At 61.8% G+C, this 26762-nt stretch carries 24 protein-coding genes; 9 read left to right on the top strand and 15 right to left on the bottom strand.

Annotated elements, in window-relative coordinates; genetic code table 11:
* Positions 1-19: 19 nt before the first annotated feature.
* Genes QW887_RS06160 through QW887_RS06145 form a run of 4 tightly spaced genes read right to left on the bottom strand, consistent with a single transcriptional unit; the run spans position 20 to position 4314 of the window.
* Positions 20-1204: an acetyl-CoA C-acyltransferase gene (locus tag QW887_RS06160; protein ID WP_315714202.1), complete on the bottom strand. Its 1185-nt coding sequence runs from the start codon at positions 1202-1204 to the stop codon at positions 20-22.
* A gap of 14 nt (positions 1205-1218) precedes the next feature.
* Positions 1219-2358 carry an acyl-CoA dehydrogenase family protein gene (locus tag QW887_RS06155; RefSeq protein WP_315714201.1) on the bottom strand — a complete coding sequence of 380 codons (1140 nt, stop codon included), beginning with the start codon at positions 2356-2358 and terminating at the stop codon, positions 1219-1221.
* A 24-nt stretch (positions 2359-2382) separates the two neighbouring features.
* Complete coding sequence (locus QW887_RS06150; RefSeq protein ID WP_315714200.1) at positions 2383-3564, bottom strand: acyl-CoA dehydrogenase family protein; 1182 nt, start codon at positions 3562-3564, stop codon at positions 2383-2385.
* Positions 3565-3576: 12 nt separating this feature from the next.
* Positions 3577-4314: an SDR family oxidoreductase gene (locus QW887_RS06145; protein WP_315714199.1), complete on the bottom strand. Its 738-nt coding sequence runs from the start codon at positions 4312-4314 to the stop codon at positions 3577-3579.
* A 240-nt stretch (positions 4315-4554) separates the two neighbouring features.
* Here QW887_RS06145 and QW887_RS06140 point away from each other — a divergent pair, with 240 nt between their 5' ends.
* A complete protein-coding gene (locus QW887_RS06140) occupies positions 4555-5298 on the top strand; it encodes an SDR family NAD(P)-dependent oxidoreductase (RefSeq protein ID WP_315714198.1) in 744 nt (247 codons plus the stop codon).
* A 10-nt stretch (positions 5299-5308) separates the two neighbouring features.
* Positions 5309-5986, top strand: coding sequence for a glutathione S-transferase family protein (locus QW887_RS06135; RefSeq protein ID WP_315714390.1), 678 nt, complete (start codon positions 5309-5311; stop codon positions 5984-5986).
* Here the strand turns inward: QW887_RS06135 and QW887_RS06130 are convergent.
* Entirely contained in the window at positions 5983-7182 is a 1200-nt protein-coding gene (locus QW887_RS06130; RefSeq protein WP_315714389.1) for a CoA transferase, read from the bottom strand. The two genes, QW887_RS06135 and QW887_RS06130, sit on opposite strands and share 4 nt — an antisense overlap.
* Before the next feature lie 84 nt (positions 7183-7266).
* Positions 7267-7893 carry a 2-hydroxychromene-2-carboxylate isomerase gene (locus QW887_RS06125; protein WP_315714388.1) on the bottom strand — a complete coding sequence of 209 codons (627 nt, stop codon included), beginning with the start codon at positions 7891-7893 and terminating at the stop codon, positions 7267-7269.
* Positions 7894-8138: 245 nt separating this feature from the next.
* Here QW887_RS06125 and QW887_RS06120 point away from each other — a divergent pair, with 245 nt between their 5' ends.
* A complete protein-coding gene (locus QW887_RS06120; RefSeq protein WP_315714197.1) occupies positions 8139-8657 on the top strand; it encodes a helix-turn-helix domain-containing protein in 519 nt (172 codons plus the stop codon).
* Positions 8658-8710: 53 nt separating this feature from the next.
* On the opposite strand, the gene QW887_RS06115 is transcribed toward QW887_RS06120, so the two are convergent.
* The 6 genes from QW887_RS06115 to QW887_RS06090 all read right to left on the bottom strand — a co-directional run bounded on the left by QW887_RS06115 (position 8711) and on the right by QW887_RS06090 (position 16849).
* Positions 8711-10387 carry a long-chain-fatty-acid--CoA ligase gene (locus QW887_RS06115; protein ID WP_315714196.1) on the bottom strand — a complete coding sequence of 559 codons (1677 nt, stop codon included), beginning with the start codon at positions 10385-10387 and terminating at the stop codon, positions 8711-8713.
* 63 nt (positions 10388-10450) lie between these two features.
* Positions 10451-11653 (bottom strand): ABC transporter substrate-binding protein, encoded by a 1203-nt coding sequence (locus QW887_RS06110; RefSeq protein ID WP_315714195.1) that lies wholly within the window; start codon positions 11651-11653, stop codon positions 10451-10453.
* 976 nt (positions 11654-12629) lie between these two features.
* The gene (locus QW887_RS06105; RefSeq protein ID WP_315714194.1) at positions 12630-13088 is read right to left on the bottom strand and encodes a 4-oxalocrotonate tautomerase family protein; all 459 of its coding nucleotides are present in this window, start codon (positions 13086-13088) and stop codon (positions 12630-12632) included.
* 152 nt (positions 13089-13240) lie between these two features.
* Positions 13241-14848, bottom strand: a complete 1608-nt coding sequence (locus QW887_RS06100; RefSeq protein ID WP_315714193.1) for a DUF2306 domain-containing protein — start codon at positions 14846-14848, stop codon at positions 13241-13243.
* 173 nt (positions 14849-15021) lie between these two features.
* On the bottom strand, positions 15022-15681 hold the full coding sequence (locus QW887_RS06095) for a TetR/AcrR family transcriptional regulator (RefSeq protein ID WP_315714192.1): 660 nt from the start codon (positions 15679-15681) through the stop codon (positions 15022-15024).
* Positions 15682-15940: 259 nt separating this feature from the next.
* A complete protein-coding gene (locus QW887_RS06090; RefSeq protein ID WP_315714191.1) occupies positions 15941-16849 on the bottom strand; it encodes a GntR family transcriptional regulator in 909 nt (302 codons plus the stop codon).
* 101 nt (positions 16850-16950) lie between these two features.
* Between QW887_RS06090 and QW887_RS06085 the strand changes: the two genes are divergently transcribed.
* From QW887_RS06085 to QW887_RS06065, 5 genes are read left to right on the top strand one after another with little or no spacing between them, the layout of a single operon-like run.
* A complete protein-coding gene (locus tag QW887_RS06085; RefSeq protein ID WP_315714190.1) occupies positions 16951-17886 on the top strand; it encodes a hydroxymethylglutaryl-CoA lyase in 936 nt (311 codons plus the stop codon).
* The gene (locus tag QW887_RS06080) at positions 17886-19103 is read left to right on the top strand and encodes a CaiB/BaiF CoA-transferase family protein (RefSeq protein ID WP_315714189.1); all 1218 of its coding nucleotides are present in this window, start codon (positions 17886-17888) and stop codon (positions 19101-19103) included. The genes QW887_RS06085 and QW887_RS06080 overlap by 1 nt, the downstream gene beginning before the upstream one ends.
* Positions 19104-19152: 49 nt before the next feature.
* Positions 19153-20199: an ABC transporter substrate-binding protein gene (locus QW887_RS06075; RefSeq protein WP_316194267.1), complete on the top strand. Its 1047-nt coding sequence runs from the start codon at positions 19153-19155 to the stop codon at positions 20197-20199.
* Complete coding sequence (locus tag QW887_RS06070; protein WP_410052601.1) at positions 20196-21044, top strand: ABC transporter ATP-binding protein; 849 nt, start codon at positions 20196-20198, stop codon at positions 21042-21044. The genes QW887_RS06075 and QW887_RS06070 overlap by 4 nt, the downstream gene beginning before the upstream one ends.
* A gap of 15 nt (positions 21045-21059) precedes the next feature.
* Complete coding sequence (locus tag QW887_RS06065) at positions 21060-21911, top strand: ABC transporter permease (RefSeq protein ID WP_316194266.1); 852 nt, start codon at positions 21060-21062, stop codon at positions 21909-21911.
* Positions 21912-21954: 43 nt separating this feature from the next.
* Here QW887_RS06065 and QW887_RS06060 read toward each other — a convergent pair whose 3' ends face one another.
* From QW887_RS06060 to QW887_RS06050, 3 genes are all read right to left on the bottom strand, one after another.
* Entirely contained in the window at positions 21955-22083 is a 129-nt protein-coding gene (locus QW887_RS06060; protein WP_316169296.1) for a hypothetical protein, read from the bottom strand.
* Between the two features lie 746 nt (positions 22084-22829).
* Positions 22830-24029, bottom strand: a complete 1200-nt coding sequence (locus tag QW887_RS06055; protein WP_315714184.1) for a hypothetical protein — start codon at positions 24027-24029, stop codon at positions 22830-22832.
* Complete coding sequence (locus QW887_RS06050) at positions 24026-24901, bottom strand: DUF6502 family protein (protein ID WP_315714183.1); 876 nt, start codon at positions 24899-24901, stop codon at positions 24026-24028. Before QW887_RS06050 ends, QW887_RS06055 begins: the two co-directional genes overlap by 4 nt.
* 101 nt (positions 24902-25002) lie before the next feature.
* Here QW887_RS06050 and QW887_RS06045 point away from each other — a divergent pair, with 101 nt between their 5' ends.
* Positions 25003-26223, top strand: coding sequence for a glycosyltransferase (locus tag QW887_RS06045; RefSeq protein ID WP_316194265.1), 1221 nt, complete (start codon positions 25003-25005; stop codon positions 26221-26223).
* Positions 26224-26762 lie beyond the last annotated feature (539 nt).

The raw sequence follows: 26762 nt of genomic DNA, 5'->3' as shown, positions 1-26762 counted from the left end.
GTAAGCCTCCAGTTTCCGATCAGTGCACGATCTCGAAAAGTCCGGCCGCGCCCATACCGCCGCCGATGCACATCGTCACCACGCCGAATTTCGCTTTGCGGCGCCGGCCCTCGATCAGGATATGGCCGGCCAGTCGCGAGCCCGTCATGCCATAGGGGTGGCCGATGGCGATCGCCCCACCGTTGACGTTCAATTTGTCCGGATCAATGCCCAGCTTGTCGCGGCAGTAGATCACCTGAACCGCATAGGCCTCGTTCAGCTCCCACAGATCGATATCGTCGATTCGCAAGCCGTGCCGTTTCAGCAAGCGAGGGATCGCGGCCACCGGCCCGACACCCATCTCGTCGGGCTCGACACCCGCGGCGACGAAGCCGCGGAAAATGCCAAGCGGCCGGATTCCCTTCTTTGCAGCAATCTTGTCGCTCATGATTACGCAAGCCGACGCGCCATCGGAGAGCTGGCTGGCATTGCCGGCGCTGATGGTCTTGCCTTCGAACACCGGCTTGATTTTGGCCAAGCCCTCGGCCGTGGTCTCCGGGCGCGGACCTTCGTCTTGTGCCAGGGTAACCTCCTGGTAGGAGATCTCCTTGGTGTCCTTGTCGACGACAGCCATTTTCGTCGTGATCGGAACGATCTCGTCACTGAAGCGCCCACCCTGCAGCGCGGCTCCGACGCGACGCTGGCAGTCGAGCGAATATTCATCCTGGCGGTCGCGCCCGATCTTGTAGCGCTCGGCGACCACTTCGGCGGTCTCCAGCATCGACATGTACATTTCCGGCTTCATCGCCATCAAATCGGCGTCGACAGCGTGAAACTTGTTCATATACTCGTTCTGGACGAGGCTGATGGATTCGATGCCGCCTCCGATGGCGACATCGACGCCGTCAAGCATGATCGAGCGCGCGGCGACCGCGATGGCCTGCAAGCCGGATGCGCATTGCCGATCAATGGTCGTGCCGGCAACCGTCACCGGCAATCCGGCACGGATCGCGCCTTTGCGAGCGACGTTCATAACCATGGTGCCCTGCTGCATCGCGCAACCCATCACGATGTCCTCGACTTCGCCGGGCTCGATCTTGGCGCGCCTGACGGCTTCCGCGATCACATGGCCCGCCATGGTCGGTCCGTCGGTGTTGTTCAACGCCCCGCGGTAGGCCTTCCCGACCCCGGTGCGCGCGGTCGATACGATGACTGCTTCTGTCATATTTTGCCTCTGATTTAAGCGGCCGCATCGGTCTGCGCATAGCGCAGAACATGGAATGCGGGATCGCCGTACTGGATGTTGATGGAAGAAATCCGCTTGAAGTAGTGGCCGACATTGAGCTCGTCGCTCATGCCCATGCCGCCATGCAGTTGCACGGCCTGATCGGCCACGAATCTAGCGGCGTAGCCGACCTTTGCCTTGGCTCCCGACGCCAGTCTCGATAGGCCCGATTCGTTTGCCGCCAGACCTAAGTTGAGATGCTGCATCAGGGACACCGCTTCCTGATGCGCGATGAACATGTCTACCATCCGATGCTGCAAAACCTGGAAGGTGCCGAGCGCCACGCCGAACTGCTTTCGCGTCTTGGTGTATTCCAGCGTCGCCGAGTTCAATTCGGCCATCGCGCCGACGGCCTCGGCACACAGCGCGCCAATGACGCGTTCGGAAATCGCCTCTAGCGCGCCAGCGCCCCCTCCTTCTTCGCCTAGCAAGCTATCGTTGCCGACGCGCACGTCCTTGAGGCTGACCTCGGCCGCTCGGCGGCCGTCGATCGTCTTGAAGCCTTGCAGGTGAAGATTGGCGGCGCGACGATCAACGATGAACAGACTGACGCCTTCCGAATCGAGACGGTGGCCCGAGGTGCGTGCTGAGACGATCAGGTAATCCGCCCAGGGGGCCGCGATCGCGACCGCCTTTTCGCCGTTCAGGACATAGTCACTACCTTCGCGGCGCGCCGTTGTGGTGACGTCAGCGAAATCGTAGCGCGAGCCCTTTTCGGCCCAGGCCAGCGCCCAGATTGATTTCCCGGAGATGATGTTGGGAATGAACTGATCCCTCTGTGCAGGCGAGGCTTCACTCTCGATCAGGCCGCCGGCCAGAACGACCGTCTCCAAAAATGGCTCGACCACGAGGTGACGGCCGAATTCCTGCATCACGATCATGGTCGCCAGGGGGCCACCGCCGAGGCCGCCCGCATCCTCCGAAAAAGGTGCGGCAAGCAGGCCGAGTTCGGCGAACGAGGCCCAGTGCTTGCGACTGAAGCCTTCTTCGCTGGCTACGATCTTGCGACGCGCTTCGAAGTCGTATCGATCCCGCAGAAGCCGCTGCACGCTGGACCGCAATAGTGCCTGCTCTTCTGTGAACTGAATATCCATCCGATCCCCCGTACTCCGCTCGGCCTAAAGTCCGAGCACGGCCTTGGCGATGATGTTGCGCTGGATCTCGTTCGATCCGCCGTAGATTGAGAGCTTGCGTGAATTCAGGTACTTCTCGGACGCAGTATGACCGTAGGCCGGGCCCGGCATGAAGCGGTTGGCACTGACGGGATGCTCCCGGATCGCCAGACCGTAATTACCGATTGCCCGGTGCGTCAGCTCGGTGATGTTCTGGAAGATCTCCGTACCCCGAATCTTGAACAACGACGCGGCGGCGCCTGGATCGATCCCGCGGGCCATTTGTGCCACCACGCGAAGCTCGGTTGCTTCCAAGGCCAACACGTCCAGCTCGATCCGTGCGATATCCCGTACGAATTCGAGATACGTCGGATCTTCTTCGGGAATCTCGGCCTTCACGATTTGCTTCAGCCGATCCAGGTAGCGCGTCGAACGGCCGATGCCGGCCATACTGGTGCGCTCGTTTCCGAGCAGGAATTTTGCGTAGGTCCAGCCCTTATTCTCCTCACCGATCAGGTTTTCGATCGGAACGCGGACATTTTCCAGGAAGACGTCATTGACCTCGTGGCTGCCGTCGATGGTGATGATCGGGCGCACGGTCACGCCGGGCGATTTCATATCGATCAGGAGAAAGGATATGCCGGCCTGCGGTTTAGCCGCCGGGTCGGTCCGCACCAGGCAAAAGATCCAGTCGGCGTGCTGCGCCAGCGTCGTCCAGGTCTTGTGGCCGTTGACGACGTAATGGTCGCCATCACGTACGGCCTTGGTTCTGACCGACGCAAGGTCCGATCCTGAGCCGGGCTCCGAATAGCCCTGACACCACCAGTCCTCGCCGGAGAGAATGCGCGGCAGGAATTTCTCCTTCTGCGCCTTGCTACCGAAAGTGTAGATGACGGGCCCGACCATGGTGACGCTGAATGCCAAAGGCGGCAGCGTCCCGGCTCGGCTGGTTTCCTGCTCGAAGATGAAGCGCTGCGTGATCGACCAGCCGGGCCCACCATATTCCTTCGGCCACAGCGGCGCGATCCAGCCCTTCTTGTAGAGGATGCGATGCCAAAGGAGCGTCTGCTCCTTGGTCAGGTCAGTCTCCGGGTTCGGCACCCGCATTTCCTGCGGATAGTGCTCCACGATGAATGCACGCACTTCATCGCGGAAAGCAGCATCCTCTTTCGAAAGCTTAAGCTCCATCGAAAGGCCTCGTTACCACTTTTCGCCGAACGGTCGAATTTCCATCTCGAACGTCCACGCGCTGCGGGGCTGTTGATAGAGCTGCCAATACGATTCTGCGACGGAGGCTGGGGGCATCAGCAGGTCGGGATTGTCCAGTGCATTCGGCCCAAGCGCCTCGATCCGTCTCTGGCGAACCCATTCGGTATCGACGCCGGAATCGATGACGAGGTGCGCGACGTGGATGTTCTTGGGGCCCAATTCGCGCGCGATCGCCTGCGCAACCGCGCGAAGGCCAAACTTTGCGCTGGCGAACGCCGCATAGCCCGTTCCGCCGCGGAGACTGGCGGTCGCGCCTGTGAAGAAGATGTTGCCCTTGCCGCGGGGCAGCATCAGCCGCGCGGCTTCGCGCCCCGCGAGAAAACCGGAATAGCACGCCATTTCCCAAACTTTGCGGAACACCCGTTCAGTGGTGTCGAGAATGGGAAAATTGACATTGGCGCCGATGTTGAAGATGCAGACCTCGAGCGGAGCGTGCTTGTCGGCATCGCCGAGGAATGAAACGATCTCATCTTCCTTGCGCGCGTCGAGCGAACGCGCATGAATCTCGCCCCCTGCCTTCTCGATTTCCTTGACCAAGGGCTCCAGCTTGTCGCCGTTGCGGCGACCGGCGAAGACCGTGAAGCCTTCCGAAGCAAATTTCTTCGCGATCTCGGCACCGATATAGTCACCGGCGCCGATCACAGCGACGGTCGCGCTCCGCTTTTGCATGGCTTTTCCTCCGATCAGGCTAGATCTGGCGTCTTTGGCTTAGCGCCGGCAGCCCGCTCACTCACCGCATCTAACGACGATTGAACGTTCTTTTTTAGAACTAGTCAATCGACATTTTCAGATTGATTTATCTGGCCTGTGCATCGAAACTGGTTCTATCACTCGCATACGTCGTTTACAGCATCGTCGACACAGTCTATTTAAACCGTTTCAAATAAGAACTGATCGGGAGGAATCGAGATGGCGAGAGCCCGCGGAGTGGCGATACTTGTCGGCGCTGGCGACGCGATCGGGGCGGCCGTCGCCCGCCGCTTTGCGAAGGGCGGATATACCGTTTGTATCTGCAGGCGGGAGGCAGCAAAATCGCAGGCGCTTGTGGCGGAGCTGAGAGCGGCGGGTCACAGGATTCACGCCTTTAGTGTCGATGCTCGCCAGGAATCCGGGGTTCAGGAAATATTCGCGCGCATCGAGAAGGAGATCGGGCCAATCGAGGTCTGCCTTTTCAACGCCGGATCGAACGTCAACAAGCCTTTACTGGAGACAACCGAGAAGCTGTTCTCTAAAGCGTGGGAACTCGCCTGTTACGCCGGATTTCTGGTCGGCCGCGAGGCCGCACGCTACATGGTATCGCGCGGTCGGGGCAGCATCCTGTTCACCGGCGCGACCGCCAGCCTCCGCGGCGGAACGGGCTATGCGGCCTTCGCCAGCGCGAAATTCGGTCTACGCGCTGTCGCGCAGTCAATGGCCCGGGAATTGGGCCCAAAAAATATCCACGTGGTGCACCTCATTATCGATGCCGGCGTCGACAGCCCGGCGATCCATGCCCGCATGAAGGCGGCTAAAGGCATGGAGGCGAGCGAGATTCCACCGGATAGCCTGACGAAAACATCATCGATCGCGGAAGCCTATTGGTTCGCGCACGGGCAGACGAGAGATGGCTGGACACATGAACTCGACCTCCGTCCTTCCGCGGAGAAATGGTGAGATGGACACCATGCCGAATCTGACGCTGTGGGGAGCAGGCACCAGCCGGACCGTACGGGCGCACTGGGCGATGTACGAGCTCGATCTCGCCTACACGAGCAAGCCGATCGGGCCGCGTACTGGGGAAACCAAGACGGCGGAATATACCGCGCTCAATCCGCGGCAGAAGGTCCCGCTGCTACAGGACGGCGATTTCTGCATCGGCGAGAGTGCCGCTATCGTCGCGTACCTGTCACGCACTTACTCCACGCGGGACCGGGCGCTGATCCCAGAAAAGCAGCGCGACTATGCTGCCTGGCTGGAATGGTGCTTCTTCATCGTTGCAGAGCTTGATTCCACTAGCCTCTATGTAATGCGGCGCCATCGGGCAGATGGGCTTGGCACCATCTACGGCATTGCTCCCGAAGTCGTCGCCAGGGCAGGCGAGTATTTCCGCGAGCAATTGCGCCATGTGGAGGTCGCGCTTGCCGATGGACGCCGATACCTGATGGGCGATCAGTTCACCAGCGCCGATATCCTGCTGACCACGTGTCTCGAATGGGCGATCACCTATGAGGTGGGCGTCTGCGATAACGCCCTGCCCTATCTGGAGCGCATCCACGCCCGGCCTGCCTATCGGCTCGGCCAGGAAGCTAACATTCCGCTCGTTCCAATTACGCCGGTGCTGCCAAAAGCTCCGCCGGCTTAACCCGAGATCCGGACCGATTTTTCGGTCGCCATCTTCTCGATTGCGGCATTGTCATAGCCGAGCGCACCCAGGATCTCGCGCGAATGCTCGCCGATTCGGGGGGCAGGGCCACCGATCGCAGCCGGATTGACTTCGAAGCGAGCGGCCGGCTTGGGCTGTCGAATGCGACCAACACTGGGCTGGTCCAACTCGGCAATGAGATCGCGCGCAATCACCTGCTCGTTGTGAATGATCTCCCCACGGCGCAGGATCGGCGCGCAGGGGACGTCCGCTGCATCGAGCCGTTCCAGCCATTCGGCGGTGTTGTGCTGCGCGATGTATTCAGCCATCTTGTTGATGCGAGCAGTCGCATTGACGGAACGCGCCGCCGGCGTCGCAAAACGTGGGTCGGTGCCAAGCTCCGGATCACCTGTCGCCCGACAAAACCCCTGCCATTCCGAATCCGAGATAGTACCGCAAGTGATGTAGCCGTCGCTGGTCTTGAACACGAGGTCGGGGCGATCATTGGGATCGGCCGCAGCAGCCTCGGCGCCCACCACAGTGTATTGCATCATACCTTCTGGCCAGAGGTAGGAGATCATTGCATCCAGCATCGCGACCTGGATGTGATCCCCTCGTCCGGTCTTCTCTCGCGCATAGAGCGCTGCTGCAACCGCTTGTGCCGTCATGACGGCCGTGGTCTTGTCGCAAACGATGGTTCTGATCATCTGTGGCCGGTTGGTCACGGGCTGCGACTGGATGTCGGCGAACCCCGAGAGACCCTGAATGATCGGATCGTAGACGCGCTTCTTGACATAAGGGCCGGTTTCGCCGACGCCGCTGATGGAAACGTAAATCAGCCGCGGATAGCGGCCGCGCAACTCGGCGGCCCCGAGCCCGAGGCGTTCCATCGTGCCGGGCCGAAAATTCTGCACCAGCACGTCGGATTGCGCGACAAGTTTGGCAAGCACCTCGCGACCGGCTTCGCTCTTGACGTCGAGCGCAAGCGAACGCTTGCCACGGTTTGATGAGATGAACAACGCCGAGAACTCACCGCGCTTGTCGATGGTGGCGCGGCTGCGGCGGGTGATGTCGCCACCAATGGGCTCGATCTTGATCACGTCGGCGCCCTGGTCGGCCAAAAACATCGTCGCGAACGGACCTGATACCACACCGGTCAGATCGAGCACACGAACTCCGCTAAGCGGCCCTGGCATGACGTTTCCCCTCTCCTGGCTGGTTCTTCCGGCCATTACGCCAACTCCTTCGGCCAGGCGCATTATCTCGTGCTGCGTTTCGAGTCACGCAATGCTGGCGGCAGGCTGTCGCATCTGCTCGACGATCGATTCCTCGACGTCCCGGAGCTGGTCCTTGCCGAAGAACATCTCCTTGCCGACGAAGAACGTCGGCGAACCGAATGCTCCGCGGTTGACCGCATCCGTGGTCAGGTCGATGAGCCTCTTCTTGACGTCGTCCTGCTGAGCTCGTGCCATCAGCCTGTCGATGTCGAGCCCTGAGGATTTGAAAGCCGCGCGGAACACCTCGACGTCGTCCATCTTCTTCGGATCCTCCCACATGTGATGGTAAGCGGCCCGGAAATACGGCTCGAACATACCCTCGAACTGAGCGGCGACCGCACCGCGCATCAGCATCAGCGTATTCACCGGGAAAAACGGGTTTTGCCGAAATGTCGTGATGTTGTGGCGACGGATGAAGCGCTGCGTCTCGAGCGCCATGTATTCGGGCTTGTTCTTGATGCCGTGCAGCGACTCCGCCGGGGACATGTTGCCGGTCGCCTTGTAGATGCCGCCGAGAAGTATCGGCACATAATCAAACTTCACGCCTGTCCGTCGCTCGACGCCAGGTATTGCGCGTTCCGCCAGATAGGCGTTGGGACTGCCGAAATCGAACTGGAATTCAACCTTCAGAGCTGTCACGCCGGCCTCTCCCGCATAGGCATTGTTGAAGTGGTCATGTTTGGTCCGCACGAACCGTATCGCCAACTCTCATACAGTTCTAAAAACGAACTGTCAATAAACTGGCAGTTTCTGCTATTTTGGCCCAGATCGGTTAGAGGTTGTTTGGAACGTAGTCCCTATCTAGAATGGTTCTTGAAAAGACGGTTGCGTTGGCGATTCGAGCGACCCGTCGCTGGAAGAGTGGAGAAGTACGAATGAAGTGGGATGCCCTCGAGGAAGAGCCATGTTCACTGGCGCGAACCATAGGTGTAATTGGCGACCGTTGGACCCTTCTGATTTTACGCGAATGCTTTCTGCGCACCCGACGATTTGAAGGCTTCCAGTCTGCGCTCGGGATCACGCGCCATCTGCTTGCCGAGCGGCTGAAGAAGCTGGTGCGGAACGGCGTGTTGCGGCGAATTCCTTATCAGGATTCACCCAAGCGCCATGAGTACATCCTGACGCAAAAGGGCCTCGATCTCTATCCGATCATGATGGCGCTCGTCCATTGGGGCGACACGCACATGGTCGACGAACGCGGGCGACCTCTGCTGCATGAGCATAAGAAATGCGGCAAGGTCTTCGATCCCGTAATGGTGTGCTCGGAATGCGGCGAACCGCTGTCGGCGAAGGAAGTTCATACCCATCCGGGCCCCGGCGCGCGCGGGAAGCTCGAGAAGGCCTCTCCCGAACAGAAGCCGAGCAAGGCAAGGACCCGCAGACAAGCAGCGTGATCCCGGGCGTTTGCCTTTCGGCGGGGACTGGCGACGGCTCGATGAGGTTCGCATCACGATGCGTTGCTCTGCGCTGAAGTGCCCTGTGGCACTCTTGCACTGTCCCCTCGCGCTGGCGCGGAATAATGCCCTGAGAAGCGTTGGCGCAGCTCCATCTTCTGGATCTTGCCCGTCGCGCCATAGCTGAGCGCGTCAACGAAGACGATATCGTCAGGCATCCACCATTTGGCGATTTTGTTGTCCAGATAGGCCCTGATCGATTGCGCCGTTACGGTCGCTCCGGATGTCGGCACGACGATAAGCAGCGGTCGCTCCTCCCATTTCGGATGAGGAACGCCGATCACGGCCGCCTCCGTGACTCCCGGGCATCCCTTCGCCAGGTTTTCCAGGTCGATGGACGAAATCCATTCACCGCCTGACTTCACAACGTCTTTGGCGCGATCGGTCAGCTGGATGTAATTATCATCATCCATCACAGCGAGATCCCCGGTATTGAACCAGCCGTCCTCCAGCAGCGGCTTGTCCTCCCCGTAGTAACCGCTGATGATCCACGGTCCACGCACCATCAATCGGCCGCTGGATTTTCCGTCGCGTGGCATCTCACTGCCCCGCTCGTCAGCGATCTTGATGTCGACGCCGTAGATCGGCTGCCCCTGGCTGGTCTTGCGTCGAAGCCGATCCTGCGGGGAAAGGCTCGCCGTGCGTCGCGACGGCTGCGAAGACGTACCGCAAGGACTCGTCTCAGTCATGCCCCACAGATGGTTGACCGAGACGCCCAGGCGCTCAAGACCCTCGATCAGGCTGGGCGCGGGCGCCGAACCGGCAACTATGATGCGCTCGAGCGTCCCAGCACCGGTACCCCTGGACTCTAAGTACTGGAGTAGGTTTGAATAGAGTGTCGGGACCCCGGCGGTCATGGTCACGCCTTCCCTGTCGATCAACTCCGCAATGGCGGCGCCGTCCATTTTGGGTCCTGGCAGGACCAGCTTGGCACCGACCATGGGAGCTGCATGGGTCAGGCCCCAGGCCCCGTTCGCGTGAAACATCGGGGTCATCGGCAGAAGCGTGTCGCGCGGCGCAATGCCCATTGCGTACGCACCGCAGATGCAGAGGCAATGCAGGATATCCGATCGATGCGAGTAGAGAACGCCCTTGGGATTGCCTGTGGTCCCCGACGTGTAGAACAGGGAGGAGGCCGAAAGTTCGTCGAATACCGGCCATTCAAACTCCTCCTTTCCCAAGTCCACGAATTCCTCGTAGCACAGCAAATTCGGCAGCGTCGTCCTTGGCATGCCGGCTCGATCCGCCATCAGGACAAACATCTTCACGCAGGAAAGCCCGGCCGCCAGCTTCTCCACGAGGGGAAGAAACGAGCTGTCGAAGAACAGGATTTTGTCTTCGGCGTGATTAGCAATGTAGCTGATCTGATCCGGGATAAGCCTCGGGTTGATCGCATGCCATACTGCACCGATTCCCGTGACGCCATGCTCGATCTCGAAATGCCTGAACGTGTTCCAGGCAAGAGTTGCGACACGATCGCCCTGCAAGATCCCATGGCGGGTCAAAGCATCGGCAAGCTTTCTGGTGCGACGCGCCGCATCCCCATACGTATAGCGATGAATCGAGCCCTCCACGGTGCGCGAAACGATCTCCGTCCGCGAATGGACGCGCTCCGCATGCTTCAAGAGCGAGGACAGTAGCAAAGGCTGGTTCTGCATCAATCCTTTCACGATAACCTCATTTCAGCTGCAGCGATTGACGCCACCGGCGTTAGCGAGACACCACCAACCTCATCACTCCGAGCTGGCATCGAGAACCTCGCTGAATTGATCCCACCGCGTTCCGGTCCAGCGCTGTAGCCTCATTTGCGTGAAATTCATGTTGATCTTGTCGCTTGTATTGACCGTGATCCCAGGCAGCAGCGTGGAAAGCGCGACGTTCTTGAGGTTCTTGGCCTGCCCGATGATGTTTTCGCGCGACAGATCGTCCCCACACTGCTTGAGCAGGCGTTCGAGCAGCATGCCTTGCGTATACCCGAACAGATAGTTCGTGTCGGCAATATCGATTCCGGGCAAATACCGCGCGACAAATGCTCGAAAGTTCTTCATTCCGTCGTTGTTATCCCACTGCGAGTCGGTCGGGTCCATCGCCACCGTTCCAACGATGACGCCTATTGAATTGTCGAGACCTGCGGGCTTCAGCGTGGCGCCAACCGAGCTTGATGGGTAGTTCAGTACGATCATCGGCTTCCAACCGATTTCGGCAGCTTTGCGGATTGCCTGCGCCGCGAACTTCGGGGTACCAGCCACCAACAATGCCTCGGCGCCCGAACTCTTGAGACTCACCACCTGCGAATCCACCGTCGGCTCGCTGACCTCGTAGGCAATTGCGACGACCTTCTTGTCGAACTCGTCTTTAAGGACCCCCTTGAAAGCGTTGAGGTAGTCTTTTCCGAGATCATCGTTCTGATACAGAATCGCGTACTTCGCGTTCGGCAGCGTCTTGGTCAGGAACCTGGCGTAGATTTTCCCTTCGGTGTCGAAGCTGACCAGACTGGTCGTCGTCAGCGGAAACTCCGCCACATTCGTGAACTTGTTCGATCCCGAGACGATGCCGATCGCCGGCACGCCCCTCGACTTCAGATACTTTGCAGTGGCCGAGTTGCCGGGCGTGCCGAGCTGGCTGAACATGAAGGCCACTTCATCGCTTTCGACGAGCCTTCGCGCATGCTCAACCGCTTTTGGTGGGCTATAGGCATCGTCATACGCAATGTAGTTGACCTTTCGGCCGTTTACTCCGCCGCGGTCGTTAATCGACTGGACATACGCGAGAAGCCCTCGACCAACGAGACCGATCGACGAAGCAGGACCGCTAAAGGGAAAGATGCCCCCGATCCTGATCTCCGTTGGCGTGATCCCCGGCATATCGGCAGCAGAAGCCGATGACCCGAACGCCAGAAGCAGCACCGCGAAAGCAGACCTGAAGAGCCCCAGCATCACTTCCTCCCAAAAATGAGGATTGCATGCCCGAGTGGCACGATCCAACAAAGCGCGGCCTTGATCGACCGTCGTTCCTCGCCAATCTAACGTTCTTTTTTGGAACTAGTCAAGCCGCCCGAGTCTTCCCCTCGATCGCCAGAGCGGGACCCATCCGCTCAAGCTCACGACCACCTAGGCGCACGCTCGCTTCGGCCGAAAAAGCGAAAAATGAAGTCATCTTTGAACTATCTACTTGTTGCAGCCCGCGATTATGCGTGCGCTGCCCCCTGAGCCACCGTACTTCCTGGAGGCTCGCCTTCGAAAGCTGATTTCAATTCTTTTATAGAACTACTTCGGGTCCGACCGGTGGCGAGCAGACGTTCACGCTTTTACGCGCCGCAGCCAAGCCACATCTCTCGATTTTGATCGTCCATACCGACTTCGGTTGGCTCCTTCGGACGACCAAAGTCGCCGCCGAAAGGCTCGCCCACGATATGAGTTCCCCTCAACGACCATGCGAGGGCTCGGCTCAACTACTACGGACTGGACGAGCCGGCGCCGCGCGTTCATCTCCGACCGTGCGCGCAACGACCGCCGGGTCTGTTGCTGGGACCTGCTGCCGAGCGGCGCCGAGATCAGCATGACACCTCGCGTACACGTTCAAAATTCTGGAAAGGATATCGATCCGTTCCTGGCGGCTGCCGCGGGAGACGCTGGCAAATGCGTTCGCGCGGCCTTCACAGCGCGATCTACGTCCGCAGCCGCTCCTAGAGTGATTAGTCCTGCCGGCTGCTCGCCGGCGGGATTGATCACCTGGATCGCGTTGCCACCAAGCGGTTCCACCCAGCGCCGTCGATGTCGAATCGGGTATAGCCACGCATTGAAGACCTTCCCTGATTGACATTTTCGCGTATCGAATCGCCAGCCTCTTGCAGGCAGTCCGAGCGCTATTTGCCGACGAGCTAACCGCGGCGCGGGCGTTGCCGCCCTTCTGTCATTTGCCCTTTGTCTGCGGTCCCACGGATTGCATGAAATCGCGATCCGCTGCCGGCAGATTGGCCGTCCACGCCGGTTCATCGCCGGCCTCTGGCAGTACGTGACCAAATTCGATCATCTGCCGCGCTGGAAGCTCGCCGACATATACCCATACGCTGCGGTGATCCGCGGCAGAGGCGGCAACCGCGACGGCCTCTGCCATCAATTTGATCATTCGTGTCTTGTCGATCGCAGCGCGCCCGCCTCGGATGTGACCGTAGACAAACACCTGGTCATGCGTCAGTGGCGCGCCGCCCATGAAGTAGTTCTCAGCTTTCACGTCGTCGAAAATGACTTGCGCGAAGTAGGTCGGCGCTCCCGTCACCTCCGCATGGATCCGCGTGATCTCAGCCGCAATCGCACTCTTCTGCCTGCCCGAAAGGCGTCCCTCGATGCTGGAGCAATAATAGGTTGGCATTGACATCACTCCTTTTTGTAGGTGGCCTCTCCTATCAGGAGAAACCCTCTGGTTATCGCACCAGTTGGACTCGTCGGGTCGGGCTCTGCACGTCGCGGCGCGTGGGCGAGGAAGACTCGTCCCCGCCCTTGATGGCCACCGCGGCTCCGGTTTCAGCGAGCCAGTCTGCTTTGGGTTGCTTGTCCATAGGCCGCGTAGATGAAGGCGCCCATTATCGCCACCAACCATTGGCCAGCGAGGGCCAGGCGGAAGATGTGGCCCTCCCTCACCCACTGTGCGTCAAATCCGGACGCGCCCATAACGGGCAGTAGAAAGTAGAAGGTGGGCGTAGCCGCGATGCAGGCGAGGACGAATACGCCCCATTCCTTGACCCAGGCCACCTCTCCGCGGCGCAAGGCGAAGGCAAGCAGAATCGCGAACAACAGAGTGGCGGCTCCTCCAATCATGTGCATCGAACCGCCTGCAAGGGTAGCGAAGCTCGGCATACCCATCCGCAGGCCCCAGTACATCAATACAATTCCCGCGACGGCGCCGGAGAACGCCAACGCCCAGGACGACGCAACCAGAACACCTTTCGGTTGCCGTCGGACGAAGGCGATCCACAGCAGATGCGCTCCGCTCAACAAACCAACTAACGTCGCCAGAGCAAACGTCGCGCGGCTTACGACATCGCTTGCAATCACGGTGTCATGAAGGTGGATGACACCCGCCGGGACCAATTCTCGGGCGCTGAAAGCCTGCTCCAGCGCGGGGGTCACCATGTAGTATTGAACAACAATGGCGGCGGCGGCGACGAGGGCAGGGAAACTCACGAGCACGAGGTTGCGTGCAAGACGCGCGCGCTTTTCGGAAGCCGCAGTCATGCTTGCGGACTCGGCCCGGCGAACCGGCTGCACCCAGCGGTTGATCGTAAACAGAAGGTAGCCGACCGTCAAAGAAAGGGGGATCAGCACCCCTGTGACGGCATAATTTGCTTCGGTAAAGCGGATGCCCGGATCCAGCGCTCCAAAAAGCAGCCAGCCGTAGCGCTGGATGGGTGTGCTCAGCAAGAGCCCGTAGCTTATGCACATCCAGGCTTGGTGGTTGGCAATCTGCTTGCGCCACAACGCATGTACGGCCATCCAGAGGCTGAACGATATGCCCAGGGCCAGGCCCCACAGTCCCACGTAGAAAAACAGATGATCCAGCGTGTCGGCAACCGACGTGCGCACAAGATGGATCATGGCGGTGATCATCGTGCCCTGCAGTACGACGATATAGATGCCACCGGATATGCGGTGCCACTTGGGAAAGCGGCGGCGAAAAGCGGGCCAGAATTGCAGGCCGCCGAAAAGCATGCATACGCCGCCCAGCAAGGAATGGACCATGAGCATTGCGGCCTTTTCCTTGCTCATGACATTGTAGACGAGGAGATGCTCGGCGATGCTCTCCTTGCCATAAGCATAAGTGGACGAACTGACCGATCCCACCAGCGCGACCGTGCTGCCAGCGTACTCCTCGACTTTTGAGGGAGTATCCACGGCTTGGCCGGCTTCGGCGGCGTTCAGCAGCGCGATGCGCTTTGCAGCAATCTCAGAATTCCCGGCTCCTTTGTAATACGCGATCCCCGCCATAATCGCCGCGAACCCATCAAGGGACGCAGCCAGGAGGAGCGCCAGCGCGATGGCGCGGAGCAGCCAGATGCGCAACGGAATTGCTGGTAGCCGAACAAGCGGCGTCGACCGGCCCTGAGGCGAATCAGGCAGAACTGATACAGCCATACAAATCCTCCCTCTGTTACGAGCGCCAGTTCAGATGCTGGCGTCACTGCTTGAGCAGCCATAACGATGTTATTAACCGACAATAACATCGTTATAGTGCAGACGCAAGGAGTGCTGAATGTCCCTATTCGTTTCAGGGAACGGGCGTAAGGATCAACAGAGAGCGGATGCCCTCACCTGACGCATGGCGTCATGGAGGTGACGGCGCGTTCCGGCGTGTCGCCGAGGCCAACCAACATATTTATTGCCATCGGGAAAAGTATCTGTTCGACGCTGTCATCAAAGCGAGCCAAGAGGCCAGCCAATTCGAGGGTAATGAACCCGTGAACGAAGCCCCACAGCTGTACCGCGATGACATTCGGATCATCGTCGCGGATCCGGCCAGCCTCGATAAGACGAGTCGCGGCTCGAACCACATGGCCAAAGGCTTCTTGAAATGCAGGGGATTCCGAGCGAGACAGCGGAGTAGGATCATACTCGATCGCCCGATAGGCTCCTCGAGTTGATAGCCCGAACATGAGATCGTAGAGGTGCGGGTTCTGCCGGGCCACGTCGCGGTAACACAACGCCAAACGGAAGACGTCTGTAACGGGATCATCGGTCTTCGGCGTCCCCTCAAAGGCAGAGGCCAGATATCGGAACCCTTGATCGGCAACTGCGCGCAATAGCTCCGGCATGCCTCCGAAATGGCTGTAAACAGCCATCGTAGAGACGCCAGCCTCATTGGCCACGGACCGAGCTTGAACGGCCGCCGGACCTTGCTCGGCCAGCAGCTTGATCGTGGTATGAATCAACTTGGTGCGGAGATCAGGAAACGCCGTGCCGGTAGCCATAATTGACATTATTACCACTATCGTTGCGCGCTACAGAAGCTCAAAAGAAAAACCTCAAAAGTGTTATTCGGCGTGCATCACAACGAACTTCTGGCACACTTCAATCTGTCCCCTCGTATGTCGTCGGGTCCGCCTCGAACGCTTGCTTCCCCTTTGCGGCCCATAGCCGGCTGTTACTCCTTCCAGGGATCGCAATCGAACGGCTCAGAAGTTGCTACTTGCTGTTCCGCTCCGACTACATGCCGCGGAGCCAAAAAGCTCAAGGCAAGCGCGATGATAGCGGACGCTGAAGGTGACTTCGCATCAGCTCGGCGGCATCTTGATTACGTCCTGCTTCGAGCAGATTAAGCAGGCGCAAATGCTCCTCGACGTGCCGGCGCATGCCATCTCGATCGGCGAAGCTGCGATAGGCGAACAGGCGGCGGATCGAGTTCACGCGTCGCAGCGACTCGACGAAGAACGGATTGCGGGCGCCGCGCGCGATCTCCTCGTGAAACTCGCAGCCCGACTGATAGACCTCGCCGATCGTCATCTTGTCGAGCTCGCCACCGAGTACGCGCTGCTGATGCTGGCGAAGCTTCGCGATGACGTCCTGCTGAAGCCCGAAGCCGGGCTGCAGAATCGCTGCCGGCTCGATCACGGCCCGGAAGGCCGCAGCCTGGTCCTGGGCTTCTGGGCTCGACAGCGTCTCGGCGAAGCGCCAGCCATAGCCGGGCAGGCGGGCGATCCAGCCCTCGGCCGCGATGCGATCGAGCAGGCGCTGCAGCTCGGTGCGGCTCAGCTCGTAGCGGCGCATCAGCTCGGCCTCGGTGACGTCGGCCTCGATGCGCCGGTCGAGAACGTCGGCCGCGATGTCCGCATAGGCCTGCTCGGCGCGGCTCACCGCGGCGAGCGTCGGGCGTGCCGCACCGCTCGTCGGGTTCTGGGTCAGCACGAAGCCGCGATGGGGCTCGCCCCGCGCCAGCCCCGCCGCCTCCAGGGCCTTCAGCCCGAGCCGGATCGGCGCACGCGACACGTCGAGCGCATCGGCCAGCCTTTGCTCGATCAGGCGGTCCCCGGCCTTCATGCCTTCGCGGCGTGCGAACGCCAGGATCAGGCCGGCGAGCTGCTCGGCGCGGTCGGTCGTGCCCGTCCGTGCAGCGGAGGGCGATGTGTCCCAATCGGTCATGATGCCGAGGAAACCTCTTTCAGCTTGACAGATCGTCGGCCGGATTGTTCTTTATATGAAAAATGTACAATCGAGAAGCGAGCGACGGGGAAGCAACGCCAATGATCCGTGAGCCGGACGTCCATATCTGCGAGGTCGCGCCGCGCGACGGCCTGCAGAACCTCGACATGTTCGTGCCGACCGAAGCGAAGTGCGCGCTGATCGACGCCATCGCGGCCGCAGGGGTGCGCGAGATCGATGCCGGCTCCTTCGTGCCGCCGAAGGTCGTGCCGCAATTCGCTGATGTCGATGCGGTGATGGCCCATGCGCTGTCTCATCGAGAGACGAGGATCGGCGCGCTGGTCCCCAATTTCAAGGGCGCGGAGCGCGCCATCGCCGCAGGCGTGGACAACATCTATTTTGTGATCTCGGCCAGCGAGACCCATAACCGCGCCAATGTCCGCCGTACGGTCGCCGAGCAGGTCGAAGCCTTCCATGCCGTGCGCGCCGCGATCGATGCCCGGCCGGCCGCCGAGCGGCCGCAATTGATGGGCGCGATCTCCACCTCGTTCGGCTGCTCGCTCGAAGGCGATGTCAGCGAGGCGGCGGTCTGCGATCTGGCGCGCCGTTTCGTCGAGGCGGGGGCCGACGAGATCGGTCTTGCCGATACCGTCGGCTACGCGACGCCCACGCTCGTCAAGCAGGTCGTTGCGGCCGTCCGGCGCGAGATCGGGCCGGATATCACGCTGCGCCTGCACCTGCACGACACGCTCGGCGCCGGCCTCGCGAACGCGGTCGCCGGCCTTGAGGCCGGCATCCGCCGCTTCGATGCCGCGGTCTCCGGGCTCGGCGGCTGTCCGTTCGCGCCGGGCGCCCGCGGCAACATCGTCACCGAGGATCTCGTGTTCATGCTCGAGCGCATGGGTCTATCGACCGGGATCGATCTGGACCGGCTGATGCTCACGCGCGAGATCCTGGCCCGTCACATCGCGCCGAAGCACCTCACCGGCCATCTGCACGAGGCCGGCATCCCCAAGGTGCTGCGGAGGGCAGCGTGATGGGCGCGGCCCGAGAGCACGACGCTCCGCTTCGGCCGCTCGAGGGCGTGCGCGTCGTCGAGTTCAGCCAGATGGTGATGGGTCCGAGCTGCGGACTCATCCTCGCCGATCTCGGCGCCGACGTGATCAAGGTCGAGCCGATCAAGGGCGATCGCACCCGTTCCTTCAAGGGACCGGCGGCCGGCTTTTTCGCCACCTACTGCCGCAACAAGCGCAGCATCGCGCTCGATACGTCGACGGCGCAGGGCCAGAATGTTGCGCGCAAGCTGATCGCGCGCAGCGACGTGCTGATCGAGAATTTCCGCCCCGGGCTGATGAAGCGCATTGGGCTCGACTACGAGTCCGTGGCGGCGGTCGCCCCGCAGCTGATCTACTGTTCGCTGAAGGGCTACCTGCCGGGGCCTTACGAGAACCGCCTCGCGCTCGACGAGGTCGTGCAGATGATGGGGGGCCTCGCCTACATGACCGGCCTGCCTGATCGCCCGATGCGCGCCGGAGCCTCGGTCAACGACATCATGGGCGGCATGTTCGGGGTGATCGCGATCCAGGCCGCGCTGGCCGAGCGTCAGCGCACCGGGCGTGGCCGTTACGTGCAGAGCGCGCTGTATGAGAACAACGTGTTCCTGATGGCGCAGGCCATGATGTACGAGGTCGTCACCGGCCAGCCCTCGATCCCCTATTCGATCAAGGACAGCCCGTGGCCGGTCTACGATCTGTTCGACACAAAGGACGGCTCGAAGCTGTTCGTGACCATCGTCGGCGAGGAGCAATGGGTGGCGTTCTGCCGCGCCTTCGAGCGCACGGAATGGCTGGACGATCCGCGCTTCGCCACCGCGCAGGGCCGGGTCGATCATCGCGGCTGGCTGATCCCCGAGATCGCCGCGATCTTCAGGACGTGGGCGAGGGACGATCTCGCCGCGGTGCTGGAGCGGCTCGAGCTGCCCTACGCGCCGGTCAACAAGCCCGGCGACCTGTTCGACGATCCGCATCTCAACGCATCGGGCGGCCTGACCGAGATCCGCATGCCCGACGGCCGTCGCGCCAAGACGCCGGTGCTGCCGGTGTCGCTGGACGGGCAACGGCTGCCGAACCGCTACGATCCGCCTGATGTCGGCGAGCACACGCGCGACGTCCTGGCCGAGATCGGGCTGCTGCCCGACGAGATTGCCATGCTGGAAGCGGACGGAACGATTTCGCCTGTGAAGCCGCCAGGGTGAGCGGTCACGTCGCACATCGTCGAGAACATAAGAACTGCGGGAGGATTCCATGACGATCACACGGCGCCGCGCGCTCGCGTCCGGCGCGGCCTTCGCGGGCGCTTCGCTGCTGCCAGGACGGCTGCTGGCCGAGACGCGGCCTGCGTCGATCGCGTTCGGACCGGTGTCGCCGGTCTATGCGATTGCAATGATCGCGGAGCTGAAGGGCTACTTCAAGGACGAGGGCCTCGATCCCAAGCTCCTCACCGGCAATTCCGGCACCTTCGGCCGCCAGACGCTCGCCGCCGATCAAGCGCTGTTTGCGCATGGCGACGCCAGCCACCCGCTGCAGCTCACGGCACGCGGCAAACCGTGCAAGATCCTGCTGGCAACCGAGATGGTCTGCTCCTACGCCAACATCGTGGTGCGACGTGATCTCTACGACAGCGGCATCACCTCGGTCGAGGCGCTCGCCGCCTCCAGGCGCGCCGACGGTGCGAAGCCGATCGTCGCCGCCACGGCGATCGGATCGGGCACCTGGGTCTACGGCACCTATGTGTTCGAGTCGCGCGGCCTGGGCGACAAGGTGAACTGGGTCGCAGGCGGCGGACCGAACACGATGTTTCCATCACTGCAGACCAAGCAGTTCGACGCCATCATGGCGCCACCGAGCTGGATCATCGAGGTCGAGAAGAAGGGCTTCGGCAAGGTGATCTACGACACCTCCAAGCCCGGACTGTTCGAGAAGGATTTCGGCGGCACGGTCCCGGTGCTCGTCATCTACGCTTTGAAGGACACGATCGAGCAGGACAAGGCGCTGGTGCAGGCCTTCATCAATGCGATCACCCGCGCCATGGCCTGGGTCAAGGCCACGCCGCTCGCCGAGGTGCAGGCACTGGTGACGCCGAAGTACTTCTCCGGCATCGATCCCGAAGCGGTCAGCGCCGAGCTCGGCTTCGACACCGCCACCTGGGCCTATGACGGCAGCATCGACCCCGCGTCCTATGCGCGCGGCGCCAAGCCCTGGTACCGCAAGGGGACGGACATTCCCGAGATCAAGTACGAGGACATCGTCGATCCCAGCTTCCTCGCGGCGGCGAAGGCGAAGACCAAATGATGCCGCCCTCCAATGCAGGCTACGCCACGGTGCGCGGCGCCGAGAGCCCTGCCGCGGAACGCACCCGGATCGCGGTGCAGGGCTTGATGAAGACCTACAGCACCGGCGGAAGCGAATTCGTCGCCGTCGACAACGTGTCCTTCGATGTGCGGGAGGGCGAATTCGTTGCCCTCCTGGGTCCGTCCGGTTGCGGCAAGAGCACGATCCTCAACATGGTCGCCGGGCTGCTGCCGCGCTCGGGCGGGCGCATCCTGATCGACGGCGACACGGTCGAGATCGGCAAGGTGAATCCAAGGGTCGGCTACGTGTTCCAGCGCGACACGCTGTTTCCGTGGCGGACGGTCGAGCAGAACATCGGCTACGGCCTGGAGATCGCCGGCGTGCCGAAGCCGGAGCGCGCGCAGCGCGTCACCGAGGCCATCGGCAAGGCCGGGCTGCAAGGCTTCGGCCGCAGCTTTCCGCGCATGCTGTCCGGCGGCATGCGGCAGCGCGTGGCGCTGATGCGCACGCTGATCCTCGCGCCGGAGATCCTGCTGATGGACGAGCCGTTCGGCGCGCTCGATACCCACACCAAGCTCGAGATGCACAAGACCCTGCTCGAGATCTGGGAGCGCGAGCGGCAGACCGTGCTGTTCGTGACCCACGATCTCGGCGAGGCGCTGACGCTCGCCAGCCGCATCATTCTCTTGTCGGCGCGGCCGGGCCGCCTGAAGGACGACTTTGAAGTGTCATTCCCGCGGCCGCGCGATCCCGTGAGCCTGCGCGAGACCGCCGAGTTCGGCCGGCTCTACTCCCACATCTGGCATTCGCTCGGCGAAGAATTCCGCCGCACCAAGGCTGACTGAGAAGGCTGACCGATCATGTCGACCCGTCGCGCCGCCATCCTGTTCTGGCAGATCGCCATCCTGGTCATTGTGCTCGTGGTCTGGCAATGGGGCTTCGAGTGGAGCAAGGTGCTGCTGCCCAAAGCCTATGTGCCGAAGATCCTCGATCCCTACTTCGTCGCAAAGCCCTCACTGATCTGGCAGAGTTTTCTGCGCCTCGGCTGCTTCAGCGATCCCGCCGGAGTCGTCGCCTGCATCGGAGCCACCGACAACAATCTGTGGACCGCGACCCTCGTCACGCTCAAGAACACCTGGTGGGGTTTCCTGTTTGGCGCGCTGACCGGCATCGCCGCCGGCGTGGTGCTCGGGCGTTCGGACTTTCTCGCCGGTGTGTTCGGTCCCTACATCATCGCGCTCAACTCGATCCCGCGCATCGCGCTGGTGCCGCTCGTCATCCTGATCTTCGGTCTCGGCGATCTCTCCAAGATCGCGACCGCATGGCTCGTCGTGTTCTTCGTCGTCTTCTTCAACACCTTCGAGGGCACCCGCGCGGTCGACCGCGACCAGATCGCCGCAGCCCGGCTGATGGGCGCAAGCGAGCTGACCGTGCTGCGCACCGTCGTCGTCCCGTCCGCACTGGCCTGGGTGTTCGCCTCGCTGCTTCCAGCGGTCTCCTTCGCGCTCGTCGGCGTCATCGTCGGCGAGTTCATCGGCGCCGAGCGCGGGCTCGGCAAGCTGATCATCGAGGCCGAGGCCCGCGCCAATGCGAGCGAGATGATGGTGGCGATCTTCATCATGATGTTCGTCGGCATCCTGCTGGCGCTCGCCGTCCAGTCGCTGCAATCCTACTTGCTCCGCTGGCAGCCGCAGTTCGAGCGCGCGGCCTGACCAAGACGACTGTCCATAGCTCGTCTCGGACTGCTGATCCCGCTCAGCGCACAACCCGAAGGTCAATGAGCTCGCGGCAGAACGTAAGCGCGTAGAGGCCGAGCTTGCACAGATCGCGGCCGGTTCCGACATCGTCACCGTGCACCCGGCGGCGATCGAGCCGGCCGATCATGTCAAGATCTGAGGCCATGTGCAGCGGCCGGACGCTTACATCGGGCGTCTCTCCGCCTTCATCTTCGACGTGATCGTCTCCTCTGTTCGATACTACACAGCTGCACACGAGCGGTCGACAACATAGCATTGGTCCGGTTTCCGTCGTGATCTCGCGGTGATGACATCTGGTGGTCCATCCGAGAGTCCGTGCTCAGCCCCGCCTGCCAAGCGGGCGCACATGTCCTCGTCAGGATCGCGGGGCAACACAGACACAATAGCGCGCTCGACGTCTCAATCGAGTTGTCATCGCCGGCAAGATAGCGTGCTCTCCGCATCCGCTTCGATCCACCAAACGTCTCTCCGCCGATCAGCGGAAACTCAGCCAATCTTCTGTCGTCGCACCGTCTGCGAGACGGCGCTCGCCAGAGCGGCGAGCGCCGTCGGGTTGTTCATATTCTGCTCAGCCGCGGGCTCGTCGCTCCGTGCGTCGCAGAAACATCGCGCGGCGGATCCACCCGCATCGCCACGCCCTTGGGAATCGGGGAGGTCTTCACTACAACCATTCTCGCCCGAAATCGAACACCCCACCCTTTGCAGATCAATTACTTAGCTCGCCAAAAAATCGCAAAATCCCGATTTTCGAGCGCGAATCCGCGAACTCGGGCTAGCTGTTCGCAGCGCAAGTTGCTCGCGATGAATCGCATAGCGAAGCTGGACGACGCTGCGAGCGCGCGCCTCTCGCCCGCTCTGCCATATCTTCGTTGTTCATCGCCGGCCGCGGCCGCCGCCCAGGCCGGGAGGACTGCCGCCGCCCAGGCCGGGAGGACCGCCGCCGCCAAGGCCGGGAGGACCGCCACCGCCAAGGCCGGGAGGACCGCCGCCGCCAAGGCCGGGAGGACCGCCGCCGCCAAGGCCGGGAGGACCGCCGCCGCCAAGGCCGGGAGGACCGCCACCGCCCAGCCCGGGAGGACCGCCGCCTGGCACAGTAGCGCCGCCCGGGACGTCCGAGCCGCCGGGCGTCGCGCCCGGAGTTTGCTCGGATCTCGTACCTTGGATCGAGTCACCCGGAAATTTGTTGACGGACTGGATGGATTCAACCCGCAAGCCACGGGAACTGTCAAAGGTGGCGTTCACGACCACGCGGGCATTGCCTGAGGATGCGAAGCGACTATTGTCATGCGCGACATAGCCCGAGCCGAATTGCAGATAGCTGCCGACGCGGCGGACATAGCCTTCGATCGACAGACGGTTCGCGCCGAAGAAATCAGAGAGGTCGTCAGCCCTTATGCGCGAGATCTGCATCACGCCTTGCGTAACGCGGCCCTCAGCCTGAACACGTTGTCCGACGAGTGCGGCATCGGCGCCGTTGAGTCGCAACCCGCCTATTCGCAGGCCGCCGCGATCGCGTTCGAGTGGTCCGGAAACCCGCGTTGTCGCGTTAAGGCGTTGCTCGACCAGGCTTGAGACGATCACGCCGTCGATGCGGCGCACCCCGAAGACCGCGACATTGACGCCCGGATGGCGCCAGCTTTCGTGGCCGGCCGCTATGATCCGCTGGCCCAGCACGGTCATCTCGCCGTCCCTGACGCTTTCGATCGGCCCCATCACCTCGCTGACCACGTTGACGCCGCGGGTGATCAGCGAACCGTTCGCCTGCGGCAGCGCCAGCACACGAGCCAGATGTCCGATCTTGAGCGCCTTCGCCGATACCGGTTCGCCATCGATCCGCACCGGGACGTTCGGCGCATAGCTGATGCGTTGGCCGTTGACGAAAATGCTGCCGAAACGCTGAATGACGCCAACAATGCCGGTGCCGCCGATGCCCTGATCGTGGCCACGTGTGATACCGGTGCCGCCGATACCCTGATCGCTGCCGCGGCGCACCTGCGCCCAGGCGGAGGACGATCCGGCAAGCCAGAGTCCCATAAGCAACGAGCGGCGCGAGATGACGGGCTGCCTGGTCATGACGAGCCGCCTTCGTCAGCATCACCATTCGCCGCGTCGTCCGGACCTTCGCTGTAAATGTAGATGCCGAAATTCCAGCGGTGGTCGCCGCCCTTGTCCCTGGCGAGCGCGCGGTTTGCTTCCCGGTTGGCGATCTTCAGGGCGTCCATGGCCAGTTCGCGCGAACGCCCTTCGAGACGTTTTGCGAGCTTGGCTGAAAGGCCGTCATAGTGCACCGCGCGTTCGAGGAAACGGGGTGCTGGCCCGGATACGTTTTCGGCGGCTGCCGCGATATGATCATGCAGGTTACGGCCGAGATAGTGCCATTTGCGCTCGTCGTCGCCGCGCGGAACGAAGCCGGTATCCACCAACACGATCTCTTCATCGCCGTTGATGGTCACGAGCTCGCGGTCCAGCCATTCATCCAGCACTGCGCGCGGGCGGACATCCTTCGTGATCGAACTGACAAGCTGCTCGAACGAGGGCGCATCGCCACTGGCCATGCGCGGCAAGGGCAGCGGATCGCCGTTCGCGTCCGTGAACTCCGGAGCGGCGAGCCAGCGTGCCATGATCGCGCTGGTCAGCGACAGAGTGGCAGGCGTTTCATTGACCGGCGCACCGGCGCCGCGCAGCCGCGCAACCTCCTTGCGGTGAATTCCGGTGAGCAGACTCACGCGGCTGTCAGTCTGCTCCTTTCCCTCCAGGGCAAAGTCGTGCTCGGCAACATTGACGAAGAGTTCTCGCAACAGCTGAGCCAGCTCGGGAAATGTCATTCCACCGCGGATGCATAGCCGCACCAGCGGGCGCAGCAGGCGCGCCAAGGGCGCGCGCAGGCTCGCCGCTGCAATCGGCTGATGTGAAGCCGACTTCGATCTCCGGGATTTGGCGTTCATGGCGAAATTGTAGCGGCGAGTCCCGTGGGATACAATCCCACTTTTCCGTCGAGATCAATTGACGTGTGAAATTTTCCCACATATACAGGAGGCGCTCAGTCATGGAGAGTTCGGCTATGCTCGCTCCCTCTCGGCGCCTCTCGGTGCTTCACATCTTCAATGACTGCTATCCCGACCTGTTCGGCGGAGCCCCGTCGGTGATCCGCGACATATGCGCAGGACTGAAAAACGCGTTCACCGCCTGCGTGCTGGTCTGCTCCAAGTCGAACGGGCAACGGCGCATCGTCGTGAACGGCGTAACGATCGAGCGCGTGCGCTCGTTCGGCGATGTATGTTCGCTTCCGGCCGCGCCGACTTATCCGCTGCGGTTGTGGCGCCAGGTCGCCGATCACGATCTACTCGCGCTTCATGCACCGTTTCCGCTCGCCGATCTCATGCTCGCCCTGGGGTTGGGCCGCGATCGACCTTTGGTCGTGCACTACCATGCGGACATCGCTTCGCATGCTGGACTGAGGTGGTTTGTGAAGCAGCTGTTGCGCCGGACGCTGCGGCAGGCGGACGCAATCATCGTGTCCAATGCCATTCTGCTGTACAGCAGCCCGCTGCTGCAGGAATTCGCTGAGAAATGTCACGTCGTTCCGTTCGGCGTCGATGCCTCGAAGTACGATTGGCCGGAGCCGCGCGACAATGACGCTGCCGAACGCGATCGTGGACGGCTCGTGCTGGCTTGCGGGCAACTCGTCCCCTACAAGGGCTTCGATGTGCTGGTGCGAGCGGCGGTCGGCCACCGCTTTGAGGTCTGGATCATCGGCGAGGGTCCAGAACGGGCACGGCTTGAACGAATGATTCATAGCCTCGGCGTCGCGGATCGCGTCCGCCTGCTCGGCTCCGCGCCGAAGGCCAAACTCGCCAGTCTCATGTGTACAGCGGACGTCTTTGTCCTGCCGTCCGTGACCAATGCGGAAACGTTTGGCATCGCTCAACTGGAAGCGATGGCGGCGGGACGGCCGATCATCAATACATGGCTTGACACGGCCGTTCCACGCGTGGCGCGCCACGGCATCGAGGCCATCACCGTTCCACCCGGCAATCATGTTCGGTTGGCGGAAGCGATCGAAACATTGCTCCGCGATCCGGAGCGGCGCTGGCGCATGGGCCATGCCGCCCGGCTTCGCGCAACGACGCAATATTCCGTCGACGCCTTCGGGAAAGGAATCGAAACTGTCTATCGCCATGCCGTGACGACTAAGGCATCAAGCCGGTCGACCCTGGCTTCGCGTCCCGGAACAATCGGAACGGGTCCGGAAAATCGACATTGCTGAGACTGATTGTGCTGAAACTCGTCGAGCAGGCTCAGCTCGCGATCACGATCCGTGAATAGTCAGGAAGGAGCTACTTATGTACTCGCAAAGCATACCTCTCGTAGAGAATGCGTGGGACGGGCCTGCGCGCGATCCAAACGCCCGATTCGATCCGCGGATTGGACGGCCCATGAAACCGCCTGGCCGTTCTCCTCGCCCCTCCGGCGTCAACGACGACAATATCGCGAGCGACCGGCCGTCGATTGGCAGGCGAACACTCCATACCCTTGCCCGGCTTGTTATTGCAGTTCTCATCGGTATCGGCGCCACCCTTGCCTGGCAATCCTACGGTGACGCAGCAAGGGACAAGGTAGTGGCTCGGGTTCCATCGCTGGGCTGGTTGTTATCCGTCTCGACGACGAAGTCGCCAGCCGTTGCTTCAACTGCCCCGGACCCGATGCAGCAGCTTGAGCCCCTGGCGTTCAATCTCGATGTCGTGCGGCGCAGCGTAGAGCAACTCACCGCCAAGCAAGAGCTGATGGCCCAGAACATTGCGACGC

The sequence above is a fragment of the Bradyrhizobium sp. SZCCHNRI3052 genome (assembly GCF_032484895.1).
Lineage (GTDB): Bacteria > Pseudomonadota > Alphaproteobacteria > Rhizobiales > Xanthobacteraceae > Bradyrhizobium.
Note: the sequence above shows the minus strand (reverse complement) of the source record. Positions and strands in the feature narration are given on the sequence as shown.